The sequence below is a fragment of the Bacteroides sp. HPS0048 genome (assembly GCF_964240755.1).
GTDB lineage: Bacteria > Bacteroidota > Bacteroidia > Bacteroidales > Bacteroidaceae > Bacteroides > Bacteroides nordii.
Window position 1 is genome coordinate 93,606 of sequence record NZ_CAXSVC010000004.1, and the last position, 15,151, is coordinate 108,756.

A 15,151-nucleotide genomic window follows, 5' to 3' on the forward strand; every position below is an offset into this window, starting at 1 on the left:
CTCTGCTTTCTTTTAAAAGAAGGCTATTTATGGTAACCTTTAGCACAATCTATTGATTAACTTTGCATCCAAATAACAGGATATTTATGAAAATCAATGCTGAAACAAAATATTGCCAGACGTGTGGAATACCTTTAGATATAGATTATACAAATCTTGAGGCAAACCAAAATGTGGAATATTGCGACTATTGTTTGCACAATGGAGTTAAACTCTATGATTTTTCAATGGATTATCTCATTTATCTTTGGGGGCTTTTCCCCGAAGAATATTATAAAGAGACAGGAGTTAATCTCACTTCGGAAGAGTTGAGAACGGAAATGTCCAAACGACTTCCGAATATCAAGAGGTGGAAACAAAAGATCAATACGGCTCATGTGCAATATGATTTGATTATAAGAGTTCAGGAATATATCAACCGCCATTTGTTTGACGACCTTGATTCTGACAAGCTATCTCATGTTGCAGGTATCTCCAAATATTATTTTCGCAGGCTTTTCAAAGCTGTCTGTGGAGAAAATATTGGAACTTACATTCAACGACTGAGATTAGAGTACATTGCATTTAAGGTAATAACAACTGACGTAAGTGTCCCGAAGCTTCTCGGTCAAATCAATTATCAGAACAAGCATACACTTTCGAGGGCATTCAAAAGTTATTTCAATTGTTCCATTCCGGAATTTCGCAAAAAGCATTCAAACGTCAATCCCGAGAGGAAGAATCCGATACGAATTGAACCAAGCATTGAAAAAATATCTGGTATCCGAATCGCATACTTGAAATTGGAAAGAACAAATAATGTCATCCATAGCTTCTCTGTTTTGTGGAAGCAGTTGCTACAATTTTCCGAAAAATATGAATTGTCTTCAAAAGGATGTAAATATGTGAGCTTGACTCTCGATTATCCGTATATCACACCTGAAGAACAAAGCCGTTTTATGATTGGGGTGACATTGCCACAGTCATTTGAAATGCCGAAAGGCTTTGGCGTTTATGAAATTCATGCGGGAGAATATGCAATCTTTCGTTTCAAAGGGTTTTATCATGAACTGAATAAGGTGTACCGCCATATTTACCTTGACTGGTTGCCGACAAGCGATTATACCCTGCGGGAACAGTTCACCTTTGAGACTTACATCAACACTCCCGAAAAAACTCCGGCTTCGGAGCTTATAACAGATATTTATATCCCTATTACAAAAAAAGAAACATGAAATACTTAAACCAAGAGATAGAAAACGAATTAAAAAATCAAGGAGCAGAACTGATACGCTTTGTCGGCATATCACATTTAGACGAAAAGCAAAACAGACAACTCCCGACCGCCATTGTTTTTGCGCTTCCGTTAACTGCAGAATATGCTAAAATGGTATTTAATATTCCCGACTACGTACAAGTACGGATAGCGGATAATTACAATTTCGACGATGATGAATATTCGCAAACCGAACATAAGGCGGGAGAAATAGCAGACGAATTGGCCAAATTCATCACCGGGAAGGGCTATAAAGCCATTTCACAATCCGATACGGGATTATTGGCCGACGGCGTATTAAATTTTGAAACAAAAGAATCTGTATTGCCCCATAAGACCGTTGCATTACTTGGCGGATTAGGATGGATTGGAAAAAATAACCTGTTAATTACTCCTGAATATGGTGCAGCACAATGTCTCGGTACGGTTTTGACTGATGCTCCACTGGAAACGGTATTGCATGAACCTCTATCTCCAAAATGCGGTAATTGCATTACTTGCGTCAATATCTGCGAGAGAAAAGTCCTTAAAGGTAAAATTTGGAGTAGATCTGTTTCAAGAGATGAAATCGTTGACATACATGGATGTAGTACCTGTTTGAAATGCCTTGTGCATTGTCCCAGAACACAAATATATATAAAGAGGAATATTGTCTGAATCTCCACAAGTAACGAACAAAGAATAACAAATAGAAGAAGCCCAATCGAGGGTTCACAAGAATAAAAACGGAAGAGAAATCAATCCCTTCCGTTTTTTCTTATATTTTTCCACAACCAATAATTGAAAAATCTAAATCTTTCGAATTACCTTAGCGGGGTTACCTGCTACAATCGTATTCGGTTTTACATCGCTGGTCACAACACTGCCTGCTCCTACAACACTATTCTCACCGATTGTAACTCCCGGAAGAATCGTAGCCCCTGCTCCTATCCATGCCCTGCGGCAAATATGTACCGGCTTACAAGTAATAATCGAGCGATTGTCGAGATCATGATTATTCGATATCAGTTGTACGTTGGCGGCTATCTGAACATCATCGTCAATCGTGATGCCACCAGCAGACATCATCAGGCAACCGTTCATTATAGTGACATGGCGGCCAATCTTCACCTCATGGGGACGAACAACTGTAAGCGGGGTATTCACATGACTGCCTTCTCCCATATTCGGAAAAAGACGATGAAGCAGCTCATCATATTCATCCGTCATCGGCATAGTATGGTTCAGGCGGAATACCAATTGTGTCTGTTCTTTCGCTAAAGCTAGTTCCGCCTCACTCTGGTGTGCGCAGTCTATTCTTATTTCTTTCATATATAATGCTACTCCTTATTTCAATCTTTTTCCATCCGAAAAGGCATTACCTACCTTTTTACCCACTTCCAGGTAATCGTTATTGAACGGATCGAATATAACAGGAGACACTTTGGATACATCCACCTTACCGTTTTCGTCAAGAACACGTTCGTCTACACTCACATTTATTATTTCACCACGTAAAATACAGGTTTCAGGATCATAATCTTTCAACTTACATTCCAGTACTACGGATAATTCGTCGATCAACGGTGCATCCACAAACTCCGAACGAGTCGCATGGAAACCTGCACGAGCAAATTTATCCGAAACCTTATTACCGGAAACAATGCCTACGTAATCACAGGCAACCACCTGTCCGACCTCTGCCATACTTACAGTAAAAGCCTTACGTTTCAGTATATTGGCAGTCGTTTTATGTCCCTCACTAATACAAATACTGATTTCATGCATTTCGCTGATACCACCCCAAGCTGCATTCATAGCATTGGGAACTCCATTTTCATCATAAGTAGCGATAATAAACACCGGCTGCGGATAAGTAAAGGGCTTTGCCCCAAAATTCTTTCTCATAACAATTTATTTTTTAGTCCATTTCTTAATATCTTCCTTCGTCGCACCATTCAAAAGGCGGCCCTTCTGCCATTTCATATCAGGATAGGTTTCCCGCAACTCTTTTTCCGCATTAGAAATACTGCTTCCACCCGATGTGGCAAAGGGAATAATCACCTTGCCGGCAAAATCATCGCCTTCAATAAAAGTATTGATGATTCTTGGAGCTGAATTCCACCAAATGGGGAAACCTATATAAATGATATCGTAATCTGCAAGATTCTCCGGTTTAGATTTTAGTGTAGGGCGTGATTTAGCATTTGACATTTCCACACTGCTACGTGAGGACTTGTTATGCCAATCCAAATCAGCAGTGACATATTCCTTTTCAGGTTGTATTTCGTAGAGTGTACCACCTGTAACTTCTACAATCAACTTCGCTGCTTTTTCCGTCGTTCCTGTTGCCGAGAAATAAGCCACCAATGTCTTATTACTCTGTTCCTGTGCATTTATAGTGATACATAACATCATGATCACTACCATAATCATACTTTTAATCTTCATAGCCCTTTATAGTTTTAGTTTCTATTATCATGGTACAAAATTACAGGATAATATCTATCATAAAGGTATATAAATTACTGATTATCTAACCCAAATCACTGATAAAAGAAAAAATGAAGGATATTTCTTTATACCATTAATAATTTATTAAAGAAAAACCACTTATGAAATAAAAAATGAATGTAAAAAGATCGTTATATACAGAATATATTGTAGATTTGCATATACAAACAACCAGAACAAACATGATTCGACATACAATCTTCACTATCTTTTGCCTGACAATAGCATTCTCCGCCTATGCTGTTGATATTCATATAAAAGATAGTCTGTTGCAACAATTAACACATACGACGGAATCATCATTAAGAATCCGGATATATAGAAATCTGGCAGATGTATGTTTTGAGTCACCTGATGAAAAGACATACTTATTAAAAATGTATCACGAAGCAGATCGGGTCGGTGACAAAGTAAACGTGGTAAATGCGTTGACTGATATTATCTATATAGCTACCAATAACGCTCAGACAGATTCAATTTCCTACTATATAAATTTAATAAAACAAGCAGGCACTCCAGAGACAATAGTTGCGTTTCCTGCTTATATTCATATGCGCTATTTTGATACGCTATGCTATGAAGGTAAAGCAGCAGAAGCTATTGATAATGAATCAGCCTATCTGAAGGATAATAGCCAGGACAAACAAGATGTATATAACAAAATAGCAAAAGCATACATTACCGGAAGTAGTCTCCGCTCAAATGGAATGATGAAGAAAGCCCTCCCCTATCTGAAAACAGCTTATAATCTATCACAAAAAATATCAGATGCACACATTAGATATATGTTTAAGAATATAGTAGGTTGGCGTTTAAGTAACACGTACAGCCGGGTTAATAAACGTGATTCCGCAACCTGTATTCTTGAAGAATTTATGCATGATCAATTGCAATATTATGATACATACTATAAAGAGCAGCGTCCCTATTATAACATTGCAACACGCATGCTTCAGACATATTCTATGATATTGACTAATACTGTATTGGATAATCCTCAAAAGGCACATAAATACTGGCTACAGATTGTAGCTCTCAGTAAGGAACTGACCAGTTTAAGTGATCGGTATAACTATTACCTGTCTATGAGTAATTATTACATAAGTCAGAAGCCAAAACCGGACTATGAAAAAGCGCTATTGGCCAATGACAGTCTCATAAAATTTGCTCCCATTATTGCGCCCAGTAACATGCCGGGATTGTATAACACAGAATCAGGTATCTATGAGGCAATGGGAAAATATAAAGAGGCACTGGAATATCTTAAACTCTCTTATCAGTCCAAAGACTCACTTATCAATAATGAGATGCTTACGCAACTCAGCGAACTTCAGGTAAAATATGACATTAATAAACTTAATAATGAGAAGTCACAACTTGAAATAAAGAACAAGCGTATCCTCCTTGTATTTCTCTCCAGCATATTGGTTATTGTTGTCGTTGTATGTCTGTATCTGTTCTATAGCCTGAGGAAAGAGAGAAACATGAAAATCAGTTTGCAAAAGCTCAACCAGAAAGCTATGGAGAGTGAGAATATGAAAACGGCTTTCATCAATTCTATATGCCACGAGATACGTACTCCGCTAAATGCAATTGTTGGCTTTTCTGATTTGATATTCAATGAAGAGATTGACGAAGAAATACGTCAGGAATTTCCCAAAGAGATACAGAGTAACACGGCAATGCTGATTACATTAATAAACAATATGTTGGAAGTCTCCAGCCTTGATGTATCAAAAGAGAAACTGCCATGTGTCCCCACAGATATTAATAATATCTGCCAGTACGAGATGGATTTATTAATAAAATGCGCCAAACCGGATATAACTTATCAACTGGACCTGCTTCAAGAATCAATACTTATCCCAACCCATGAAAAATACCTCTCGCTTGTAGTAGAGCATCTGCTGAATAACGCTAATAAGTTTACTGAAAAAGGAAGTATTACGCTTAGCTGTCGCTTGGATACCGAACGCCAACGGCTCTCAATCAGTGTATCCGATACCGGTTGTGGAATTCCAAAAGACAAATATGAAGAAGTCTTTAAACGTTTTTCGAAGCTCAATACTTTTGTTCAAGGCAATGGTCTCGGGCTTTATCTTTGCCAGCTCATCATCAATCGTTTGTCTGGGGATATATACATTGACCCGGCTTACAATCAGGGTACACGGGTCATAGTTACCTTGCCAATAGTCTGAAAAACGGAAGAAAGTGTTATTTAGTCTTACCGTTAGGTGCGATTAATCCACTTTCCTCTTATCTTTGCCTATACAAAGAACATGTGTATCGGGCATGAAACTACCTTTTAAACATATTGCTATTCTTGTACTCGTTTCGCTGATAGGTATCTTTGCATATCAGGCATATTGGCTTACGGGACTTTACCATACTATGAAAGACGATCTCGAACATAGTATCGTGGAATCTATGCGTATGAGTGATTATAATGAGATGATGCTCCGCGTAGAGAATCTGAGAAACTATGGAGATGCACACGGTGAGGTATCTGTTGCTGCCGGATATAATGATGAGGGAAAATCTTTTGTTCGTAGTAGTACCACTACTTATCAGAATGCAAGCCAGTTGGATAGTGCAAAACTCGAGAAACTTACTTCCCAAAGCGATAGCAACATTACCTATTTGAAAGATTCTACAAAAGTAATAGAGATATACGTACATAATGACAGTACCCGTTCTCCTAAAGATTCTAATAAAAAAGCAGGAATGCTATTCAATGGTGAGATTGTAGATACTCCCGATGATTCAATAAAAGAGCATAAGAATGCTCAGATGGCAGATCAGAAAGAAGGAGAAGCTGCTTTAACCTCCAACAGCGGACTGGATATAATATTAAAGGATAAAAACAGTATGTTGGAACTCGCCACTCACTTCCAACGCGGACTACACTCTGGCCTTGATCTTCTTATGGATCCCGATTTGCATGTATATGATAGTTTATTAACTCTTTCTCTCAGAGCAAATAATATTTTTCTGCCGCACCGGACGGAGTTTCTTCATTCCGGAAGTAATATAGATTCTACACTGACCTTTACCGACACACTCGGTATTGCCGGAGACAGCAGTTATATTCCGGGACCGAAAGCACAATGTTATAATTATGCATTCGATCTTCATTCCTCATTTATGTATCGCCTTTGGATAGAGCCTGTAACTCTGCTCGTGTTAAAGCAAATGATCGGTATACTTATTACTTCATTCATTATTTTTATCATACTTTCTTTCTCTTTCTGGTATCTCATTCGTACTATCCTGCGCCAGAAATCATTGGAAGAGATTACAAGCGATTTTACCAATAATATCACTCATGAGTTGAAGACTCCTATCTCTGTAGCTTATGCTGCCAATGATGCCTTACTCAACTTTAACCAGGCCGAAGAGAAAGTGAAGCGCGACAAATATCTCCGTATCTGCCAGGAACAACTACAACGGCTCAGCGGACTGGTTGAACAGATATTAAGTATGAGCATGGAGCGTCGGAAAACTTTCCGCCTGCATACCGAACGTTTGGAGTTAAAACCAATGTTAGATACTCTGATCGAACTTCATAAGCTGAAAGCTGAAAAAGAGATAACCATCACTTATGAAATAGAACCTGCCAATCTTTCTGTGATGGCAGATCGTACTCATTTCAGTAATATTATCAGCAATCTAATAGATAATGCCGTGAAGTATTCTCCGGGGCAGGTTCTGATTAAATTGCATTGCCATCGTGATGCGAACGGACAGGTTGAAATATCAGTTACCGACCAGGGTATCGGCATAGCTTCCGAGAAGCAAAAACATATATTTGATAAATTCTATCGTGTGCCTACCGGTAATCTTCATGACGTTAAAGGCTACGGGTTAGGGCTCTATTATGTCCGTACGATGATAGAGAAACATGGCGGCACTGTTAGTGTTGAGAGTGAACCGGGACACGGAAGTACATTCACATTGGTAATTAATGAGTAGTTTTATTATGAGTAAGAACAAAATCAAAGTACTGCTGGTGGAGGATGAACTCACCCTCGCCATGATCATTAAAGACACGCTTGAAGAGAGTGACTTCATTATCCATACAGCCGCCAATGGTGAAGAAGGATTACGCCTGTTTTTTGATTTACGCCCGGATGTACTGGTAGCCGATGTGATGATGCCGCACATGGATGGATTTGAAATGGTACGCCGTATCCGTCAGACAGACAGGCAAACACCGATACTCTTTCTCACAGCCCGGTCGGCAATCAACGACGTAGTAGAAGGTTTTGAACTTGGTGCAAATGATTACCTGAAGAAGCCTTTTGGCATGCAGGAACTCATTATACGTATCAAATCATTAGCCGGGAAAGCATTTTCTTTTACCGAGACGCACAAGGAAACGTGTTTTGAGATTGGACGGTATATTTTTAACTCTGTAGCACAAACACTTATCTATGCCGGTACAAAGCAGGAGCTCTCTCATCGTGAGTCGGAGATACTAAAACGATTGTGCGAGAATCGTAATCAGGTTGTGAATACGCAAAACGTTTTGCTGGAGTTATGGGGAGATGACAGTTTCTTTAACTCCCGCAGTCTGCATGTGTTTATCACCAAGTTAAGACATAAATTAGCACAGGATGAACGGATACGTATCGTTAATGTGCGTGGTATTGGTTATAAAATGATCGTTAACTAACGGAGGACGAAATTATGGACAAAAGGATCTGCATCGGCTTTCTATTCTCTCTTTTCGCAATCGCGGTTTTTTCACAGACCGAGGCGCCCAATGATAGTATAAAGCTATTGGTTCCCGCCGTCCCGGAAAGCCGTTCACCTGTACATACAGACGACAGTGGTTTCATTTTGCCGGATGCTACTCCTGACTCACATCATGCCTCTCCTGTGGCAGCAGACAGCATGACGATGCGTATCATTATCCCTGAATTTGTCCGGACTCCCTGGCCCAAACCACGTCTTGGTCAGGATTCCAACCCCTGGGCACGCGACTATAACAGATATGACAATTTCATACTCACTCCCAACAGTTACATCAGCACCTATAGTACATACAATACGTATCCTACTATGGGTACTCACATAGATGTCGGTGCCGCCTATACTTATCAGTTCAATGAGCGATGGGATGTTACCGGAGGGATTTATACAACAAAATATACAATGCCTTCCTTCGTTCACGGGTCTCAGTTTGATGCCGGTTTCAACGGCTCATTCGGATATCGTATTAATGACTGGCTCAAAATAAGAGCAGTCGGGCAATACTCCATCAACGGGCAACGCAATGCAGCACACGGTTATCTCACTCCTATGGCTCCACAAAGTTACTACGGAGTAATCATGGAGTTGAAGGTAACCAATTGGCTTGAGCTTCACGGAGGCATGGAACGGGTGTACGACCCAATGAAGATGAAGTGGAAAACAGTTCCAATCGCTTATCCTGTTTTTAAAATCGGAGGGAAATAAAACAGAGCGATTGTAAGAGAAGCACTCAATGATTAACCGCCCATTATTCAAGTTAAGTTTATACAACAGATTATTCCCCGATATAGATAATCAGCAAATATTTTCTATCTTTGCCTCAATAATAACCTACGGATATGAAAAAGCTGATATTATTTCTTTCTTTGCTACTGGCAACGGCTGTAGTGTCCGCACAATCGGAACTACCGTCAGATGATCGTACCCCTCGTGCTCCGGAAGAGAACTATAAGGAGTTTGGCGGATTTCTACTGGATATGGGTTTGATGAGTGTTATGCCTCCCCATTTGCCCAAAGTAGATCTTTCTCTGTCCGATACCGGCAAAGATTTTAATCAATTGTTCCGTCTCAATCCGGATGTAACTTATTCACAGGGATTATCAAACGTTTTTACCCCTTCTTTCTCCGGATTCGGCGGATTTGGTTTCGGCTCTGCACAAAACCTGCAAATGGGATCATTCAAACTGAAAAACGGTATGCGAATCAATACATACGGTGAATATAATGCCGATGGATACAGGGTGCCTAACCGTAGTGCACTACCTTGGGAAAGAAATGCTTTCAAAGGAGCTTTCGAATTGAAATCGGCCAATGGTTCATTTGGAATACGCATAGAAGTACAACAAGGAAGAAACCCCTATTACCCTTAATAATAAAGCATGAATATTCTAATTATTGGTGCCAACGGCTTTACCGGCCGACGGATACTGAACGATCTCGTGGCACGCGAAATATACAACATTACTGCTTGTTCGTTACGCAATGACATCAAAAGTGGCGACGGCTATCAGTTTATCCGTGCAGACATACGTAATGCATCAGAAGTACGGGCACTCTTCAAGGAAGTTTGTCCGGATGTAGTTATTAATACCTCTGCACTGTCAGTACCAGACTTCTGCGAAACACATCATAACGAGGCGCGTGCTACCAATATCACTGCGGTAGAACATCTGGCGCGTGCCTGCGAACAGTATGGAAGTCGTTTTATACACCTTTCCACCGATTTTGTGTTTGATGGCAGAACTGACCGGTTGTATACAGAAGAAGATGAGCCTAATCCGGTCAATTACTACGGGATTACCAAACTTGAAGGGGAAGAGCGTGTTGCAGAATGCTGTGGTAACTATGCCATTGTCCGCGTAGTCGTGGTCTATGGGAAAGCATTGCCCGGTCAACATGGTAATATTGTACAACTGGTAGCCAACAAACTACGTAGCGGTGAAACAATTCGTGTTGTTTCCGATCAATGGCGTACTCCTACTTTTGTAGGTGATATCTCATATGCCGTAGAACAATTAATGCATCATCCCCGTAATGGAATTTACCATATCTGCGGAAGCGATTGCGTTTCTATAGCTGATATAGCCTATCGCGTAGCTGAGGTATTGAAGTTAGACCGTTCCCTTATTTTGCCTGTCACTACGGAAGAGATGCAGGAGGCTACTCCCCGTCCCCGTTTTAGCGGCCTGAGTATTGTAAAAGCAAAACGAGAAATTAATTATAATCCACATACCCTTGAAGAAGGGATAAAAGAGATGTTTACATGAATAATGATACCCTCATACTACAATCGAAACCTTATACAGATAAAGTAATCGGCTTTGCAGGTCCTACTCCATTGGAGATCATATTGGATGCTTCCGGAAAGATATCAGAAGTGAAGCTTCTACCCAATAAAGACACTCCGAAATACGTACAGATAGCCATAGATGATGGCTTACTGAAAGCCTGGAACGGACTTACGCCCCAGGAAGCACTGGCAAAGAAAGTAGATGCAGTATCCGGAGCTACTTTTACATCAAGGGGGATTATTAATACGGTGCATAAGCGTCTCGAAGTTTATGAAGCCGAACAAAGCCGTTCCGATGTCTCACTCCTTGCTATAACAGGTACAGGATTGCTAATTATTATTGCATTGGGATACTTCCTGCTGCGTAGAAAAAAACGACGAAAGAAAGGTTATGAATAATTGGAAGAAAAAGTTTATTATTATATGGTCAGGGCAATTATTTTCTATTCTCAGCAGTTCAATTGCTCAGTTTGCTATCGTACTGTGGATCAGTCTTGAAACGGGTTCTGCCGAAGTACTTTCGTTTGCTACTATTGCTGCATTATTACCCCAAGTAGTATTAGGTCCTTTTGCCGGTGTATTTGTAGACCGCTGGAACCGTAAGTGGACTATGATATTGGCAGACAGCTTTGTTGCTCTCTGTTCCGGGGTTATTGCACTGTTGTTCTATCTTGATATTATCGAAATATGGCAAATTTACCTGTTACTGATGCTCCGTTCCATGGGTAGTGCTTTCCATGCACCTGCCATGAAATCATCCATACCGTTGCTTGCTCCGGAGAAAGAGCTTACGCGTATTGCCAGTATTAACCAGGCGATACAAGCTGTGTGTAATATCTGTGGTCCGGTGTTGGGTGCTGCATTGATTGTTGCTACGGACATGAGCATAGTGATGCTTCTTGATGTTGCAGGAGCTGTTATAGCTTGTACGGCTTTGCTGTTTGTATTTATCCCTAACCCGGAAAAAACAGAAACAGATACTGCCGATAATGTGTTGCGGGATATGAAGGCGGGCTTCAACGTTATTAGCAGGAATCGTGGATTGAGTTGGGTAATGGTAATCGAAGTGCTTATCACTTTCTTTGTAATGCCTATCGTAGCGCTATTACCTCTGATGACATTAAAAAACTTTTCGGGAACAGCTTATCAGGTCAGCCTGATCGAACTTCTTTTCGGTTTAGGTATGCTGTTGGGTGGTATTCTGTTAGGAATATGGAATCCCCGTGTCCGGAAGGTAGTGATGATGAATGTATCTTATGTTATCATCGGAATAAGCATTTTTATTTCAGGCATTCTCCCGCCTTCGGCATTCATTGCCTACGCTATATTTTCCGTAGTACAAGGTCTTGCTATTCCATTTAATTCGGGCCCTTTCACAGCGTTGCTTCAAACTAAAATTGAGGCTTCTTTCCTGGGACGTGTATTCTCGTTGTTTGACAGTATCAGTTTACTGCCTTCTATTTTGGGATTGATGGCTACCGGATTTATAGCAGATGCTATCGGTGTTGCCAATGTATTTGCAATATGCGGTATTGCTATTGTATTGACTGGGACACTGGCGTTCTTTATTCCTTCGATAATGAAATTGGAAAGGAGAGAATAATTTGCTAATGTGCCAATTGGCTGCGCAATGAGTGCTTCCCGCACGGGGAAGAACGACAAGCGATGATTCATTGAAACGCAGATAAACGCAGATTTTCGCAAAGGGAAACAAATATAAATAAAGATCCACAGTCTTTTAATCTGCGTTTATCTGCGATCATCCGCGTTTCATCAAAGATTTAATTCTTAACTGATGTACAACAATAGGTAGCGCAGCCAATTGGCACATTGGCATATTAGCATATTGCCACATTATTCAGAATCTTTTCCAGCAATTCCTCTATAGTATCTGCCTTTGAAACGTCTCCTTGCTGAGAATAAACAGTAAAACTCCCCTCCTTTTTCAAGTCACCGACTTCAATAAAAAACTCTGATTCCACCTCTTTATCAGCAAGAATGCCGTTACGTTGTAAAGCTTTGCGTACCATAGCATACCCCTCCCCTTCTCCTATAAGACGAAGTTTGGTAATATATTCATTATCTACCCGGAAAAGACCGGTTTCAATATCAAAAATAATCCCCTTATGAGCAAAAAAGGTACTTAAACTACCATTGAGTGAAAGATCTTCAGGAGTGCCAATTATGACTCCGTTCATTTTATCCATCAGCCATATTTTGTCGGCAATCTGCAATGCCAATTCCAAGTCATGTGTAGAAAGGAAAATCGTTTTATTCGTCTGACGGCTCAACCGATGAAGCAGTTGCATCATCTCTACCTTACTGGGAAAATCAAGAAAAGCAGTCGGTTCATCCAGAAAAATGATAGGTGTTTCCTGTGCCAATGCTTTTGCAATCATCACTTTCTGTCGTTCACCATCGCTTAACGTATGCACCATTCTATCGGCAAGCTTCTCTATCTTCACTAAAGAGATAGAACGTTCTACGATTTGTTTATCATCCTCGTCAAGTGTTCCCCAAAAACCGGTATAAGGAGTACGTCCAAGTCCCACCAGCTCCGTTACAGTCATATTGCGCACTTCACATTTTTCGGTCAGCACTACACTGATGGCCATTGACAACTCTTTGTCTTTGTATTGTTCGATCTCTTTGCCCTGAATGAAAATTTCTCCGCTAAGCTTAGGCTGAAAAGCAGAAAGAGTACGCAACAAAGTAGATTTGCCGATACCATTAGCTCCCAACAAACAAGTTAGTTCACCACTATTGATGCCGGCATTGATGTGCCCGGCAACCACCTTCACCTCTCCTTTACCAGGATAACCGATGGAAAGATCTTTTATATGAATGGTATTTTGCTTCATGATTATTGATGTATGGCTACAATTCCGGGGAACAAAGATACTTATTTATGCAGTGATAGCCCAGACGATAACGGTTTTTGTTTTCCATCCTTACCGTTCTTCTTTAGTTTACTTACCGGGGAATGTTCCTTCTCTCACCGGGGGACGATGTTTTAGATGTACATGTCGTGCTGTTCCACATGTACATGTCGTACCGCTCCACATGCACATGTCGTACTGCTTTACATGTACATCTAAAACATCATTTCCCTATGACCTTCGGTACGTTGGGTTATAATAAACTTACCGATGTCCTTACTGCAAGACAAACTACCCAACCCGTTTGTGTATAAAAGGAGCGCAGAGAAAACAAAAGATAAAAGTCTGTATATCAGCCGATAATAAAGTACGTACTTTATAGGTATAAAAGTACGTATTTAAATGTAAGTTAAAATCCATTTTAACACACCCTTAAATACGTACTCTTGTTTGAATGATATTCAATCTTTAAAACAGCGAAAACTGATCATTGCGCAGGCTTTTAACCAAACGCTCTTTCACGATATCATCTTCTTGCAATTCTCCTACAAGCATAGGAGAATTTTTATCATGCTTGTTCAAACTATACTTCACCGTGTTATAGTTTCCTTTGATGGCATAACAATAAATACAGCCATTCAGACAACTTTCATAAGTACCGATGTCAATACTTTCCGCACACCGGCAAATATCACGCTGATTTTTATCTTTCCGGACAGATATAGGATAACCTGTAATTCTTTCCACCAATTGATTATCAATGCACAATCCATCCGGAATGCCCAAGTGAGTCAAATCGACCTTGACTGTACATGTATCCAATAGAATAGAACAGGTATCCACCGTTTTTTTAAAGGATGCCGCCATCTCCTCAATATCCGCTTTCAGTAGAGGTTGTATGTTGAATCGGCTGACAGCAGTGCGGATATGCTGATAATGATCGATAAAACCAAGCATACACTTCTCTGTATGTTCCTTTAACTCATATGCGATTTCAGCAAATTTCTCTTTGTGAAAACCAGGAGTATATGTCTCATTGGTAAGAACCGGATCATAACGCCAGATTACTTTCTCCTTACCTATCCGGTCCGAAAGACGCTTGAAAGTATCAATACGTTTGCTTATTATAGGAAGATGATTCTCAATTTCCGGTCCATAAGGGTTGAGAGTAAACTGAAAATAGTAATTGTATTCTTTCAGTTTGTCCAGCTTTTCAAGCATCGGAGCCGGATTCTTTGACCAGAAAACAATACAATCCACTACGGCAGGATCCAGACTAATCCTACTTATCATTTTTGAGTTATAAGGATTGAGAACAAGCACATACCTTTCTTTTATCCGGTTAAAAAACCAGTCTGAATAAAAGGCGGGTATATCAGTTCTGCGACTTGCACTAATTATCATATTGTAAAGTTAGCAAAAAGAGAATAAGGGAAGAAAAAGGGAACGTAAAAAAAAGACAAAAGACTCTAAAGCTAT

Annotated in this window: 15 protein-coding genes; 10 read left to right on the plus strand and 5 right to left on the minus strand. The window is 40.1% G+C overall.

The window, feature by feature from the left end; genetic code table 11:
• Positions 1-86: 86 nt before the first annotated feature.
• Positions 87-1,214 (plus strand): GyrI-like domain-containing protein, encoded by a 1,128-nt coding sequence (locus tag ACESQI_RS04590; RefSeq protein ID WP_002560366.1) that lies wholly within the window; start codon positions 87-89, stop codon positions 1,212-1,214.
• Complete coding sequence (locus ACESQI_RS04595; protein ID WP_195659873.1) at positions 1,211-1,912, plus strand: epoxyqueuosine reductase; 702 nt, start codon at positions 1,211-1,213, stop codon at positions 1,910-1,912. Before ACESQI_RS04590 ends, ACESQI_RS04595 begins: the two co-directional genes overlap by 4 nt.
• Before the next feature lie 132 nt (positions 1,913-2,044).
• Here the strand turns inward: ACESQI_RS04595 and ACESQI_RS04600 are convergent, their stop codons facing one another.
• Genes ACESQI_RS04600 through ACESQI_RS04610 form a run of 3 tightly spaced genes read right to left on the minus strand, consistent with a single transcriptional unit; the run spans position 2,045 to position 3,685 of the window.
• Complete coding sequence (locus tag ACESQI_RS04600) at positions 2,045-2,566, minus strand: DapH/DapD/GlmU-related protein (RefSeq protein WP_002560368.1); 522 nt, start codon at positions 2,564-2,566, stop codon at positions 2,045-2,047.
• A 15-nt stretch (positions 2,567-2,581) separates the two neighbouring features.
• Positions 2,582-3,142: a flavin reductase family protein gene (locus tag ACESQI_RS04605; protein WP_002560369.1), complete on the minus strand. Its 561-nt coding sequence runs from the start codon at positions 3,140-3,142 to the stop codon at positions 2,582-2,584.
• A 6-nt stretch (positions 3,143-3,148) separates the two neighbouring features.
• Positions 3,149-3,685 (minus strand): flavodoxin, encoded by a 537-nt coding sequence (locus tag ACESQI_RS04610; protein WP_320997308.1) that lies wholly within the window; start codon positions 3,683-3,685, stop codon positions 3,149-3,151.
• Positions 3,686-3,930: 245 nt separating this feature from the next.
• Here ACESQI_RS04610 and ACESQI_RS04615 point away from each other — a divergent pair, with 245 nt between their 5' ends.
• From ACESQI_RS04615 to ACESQI_RS04650, 8 genes are all read left to right on the plus strand, one after another.
• Positions 3,931-5,946 carry a HAMP domain-containing sensor histidine kinase gene (locus ACESQI_RS04615; RefSeq protein WP_320997176.1) on the plus strand — a complete coding sequence of 672 codons (2,016 nt, stop codon included), beginning with the start codon at positions 3,931-3,933 and terminating at the stop codon, positions 5,944-5,946.
• Between the two features lie 94 nt (positions 5,947-6,040).
• On the plus strand, positions 6,041-7,720 hold the full coding sequence (locus tag ACESQI_RS04620; RefSeq protein ID WP_373125499.1) for a sensor histidine kinase: 1,680 nt from the start codon (positions 6,041-6,043) through the stop codon (positions 7,718-7,720).
• 7 nt (positions 7,721-7,727) lie between these two features.
• Positions 7,728-8,423 (plus strand): response regulator transcription factor, encoded by a 696-nt coding sequence (locus ACESQI_RS04625; RefSeq protein WP_373125500.1) that lies wholly within the window; start codon positions 7,728-7,730, stop codon positions 8,421-8,423.
• A gap of 14 nt (positions 8,424-8,437) precedes the next feature.
• Entirely contained in the window at positions 8,438-9,208 is a 771-nt protein-coding gene (locus tag ACESQI_RS04630) for a TonB-dependent receptor (RefSeq protein ID WP_278509495.1), read from the plus strand.
• A 134-nt stretch (positions 9,209-9,342) separates the two neighbouring features.
• The gene (locus ACESQI_RS04635) at positions 9,343-9,873 is read left to right on the plus strand and encodes an occludin (protein ID WP_195569921.1); all 531 of its coding nucleotides are present in this window, start codon (positions 9,343-9,345) and stop codon (positions 9,871-9,873) included.
• Positions 9,874-9,882: 9 nt separating this feature from the next.
• Entirely contained in the window at positions 9,883-10,770 is an 888-nt protein-coding gene (rfbD, locus tag ACESQI_RS04640; protein ID WP_373125501.1) for a dTDP-4-dehydrorhamnose reductase, read from the plus strand.
• Positions 10,767-11,192, plus strand: a complete 426-nt coding sequence (locus tag ACESQI_RS04645) for an FMN-binding protein (RefSeq protein WP_002560376.1) — start codon at positions 10,767-10,769, stop codon at positions 11,190-11,192. The genes rfbD and ACESQI_RS04645 overlap by 4 nt, the downstream gene beginning before the upstream one ends.
• Positions 11,185-12,396, plus strand: a complete 1,212-nt coding sequence (locus ACESQI_RS04650) for an MFS transporter (protein WP_195659868.1) — start codon at positions 11,185-11,187, stop codon at positions 12,394-12,396. The genes ACESQI_RS04645 and ACESQI_RS04650 overlap by 8 nt, the downstream gene beginning before the upstream one ends.
• A 235-nt stretch (positions 12,397-12,631) precedes the next feature.
• Here the strand turns inward: ACESQI_RS04650 and ACESQI_RS04655 are convergent, their stop codons facing one another.
• Positions 12,632-13,654: an ABC transporter ATP-binding protein gene (locus ACESQI_RS04655; RefSeq protein ID WP_373125502.1), complete on the minus strand. Its 1,023-nt coding sequence runs from the start codon at positions 13,652-13,654 to the stop codon at positions 12,632-12,634.
• Between the two features lie 486 nt (positions 13,655-14,140).
• Positions 14,141-15,076 (minus strand): DUF1848 domain-containing protein, encoded by a 936-nt coding sequence (locus tag ACESQI_RS04660; protein WP_195659866.1) that lies wholly within the window; start codon positions 15,074-15,076, stop codon positions 14,141-14,143.
• Between the last annotated feature and the right edge of the window lie 75 nt (positions 15,077-15,151).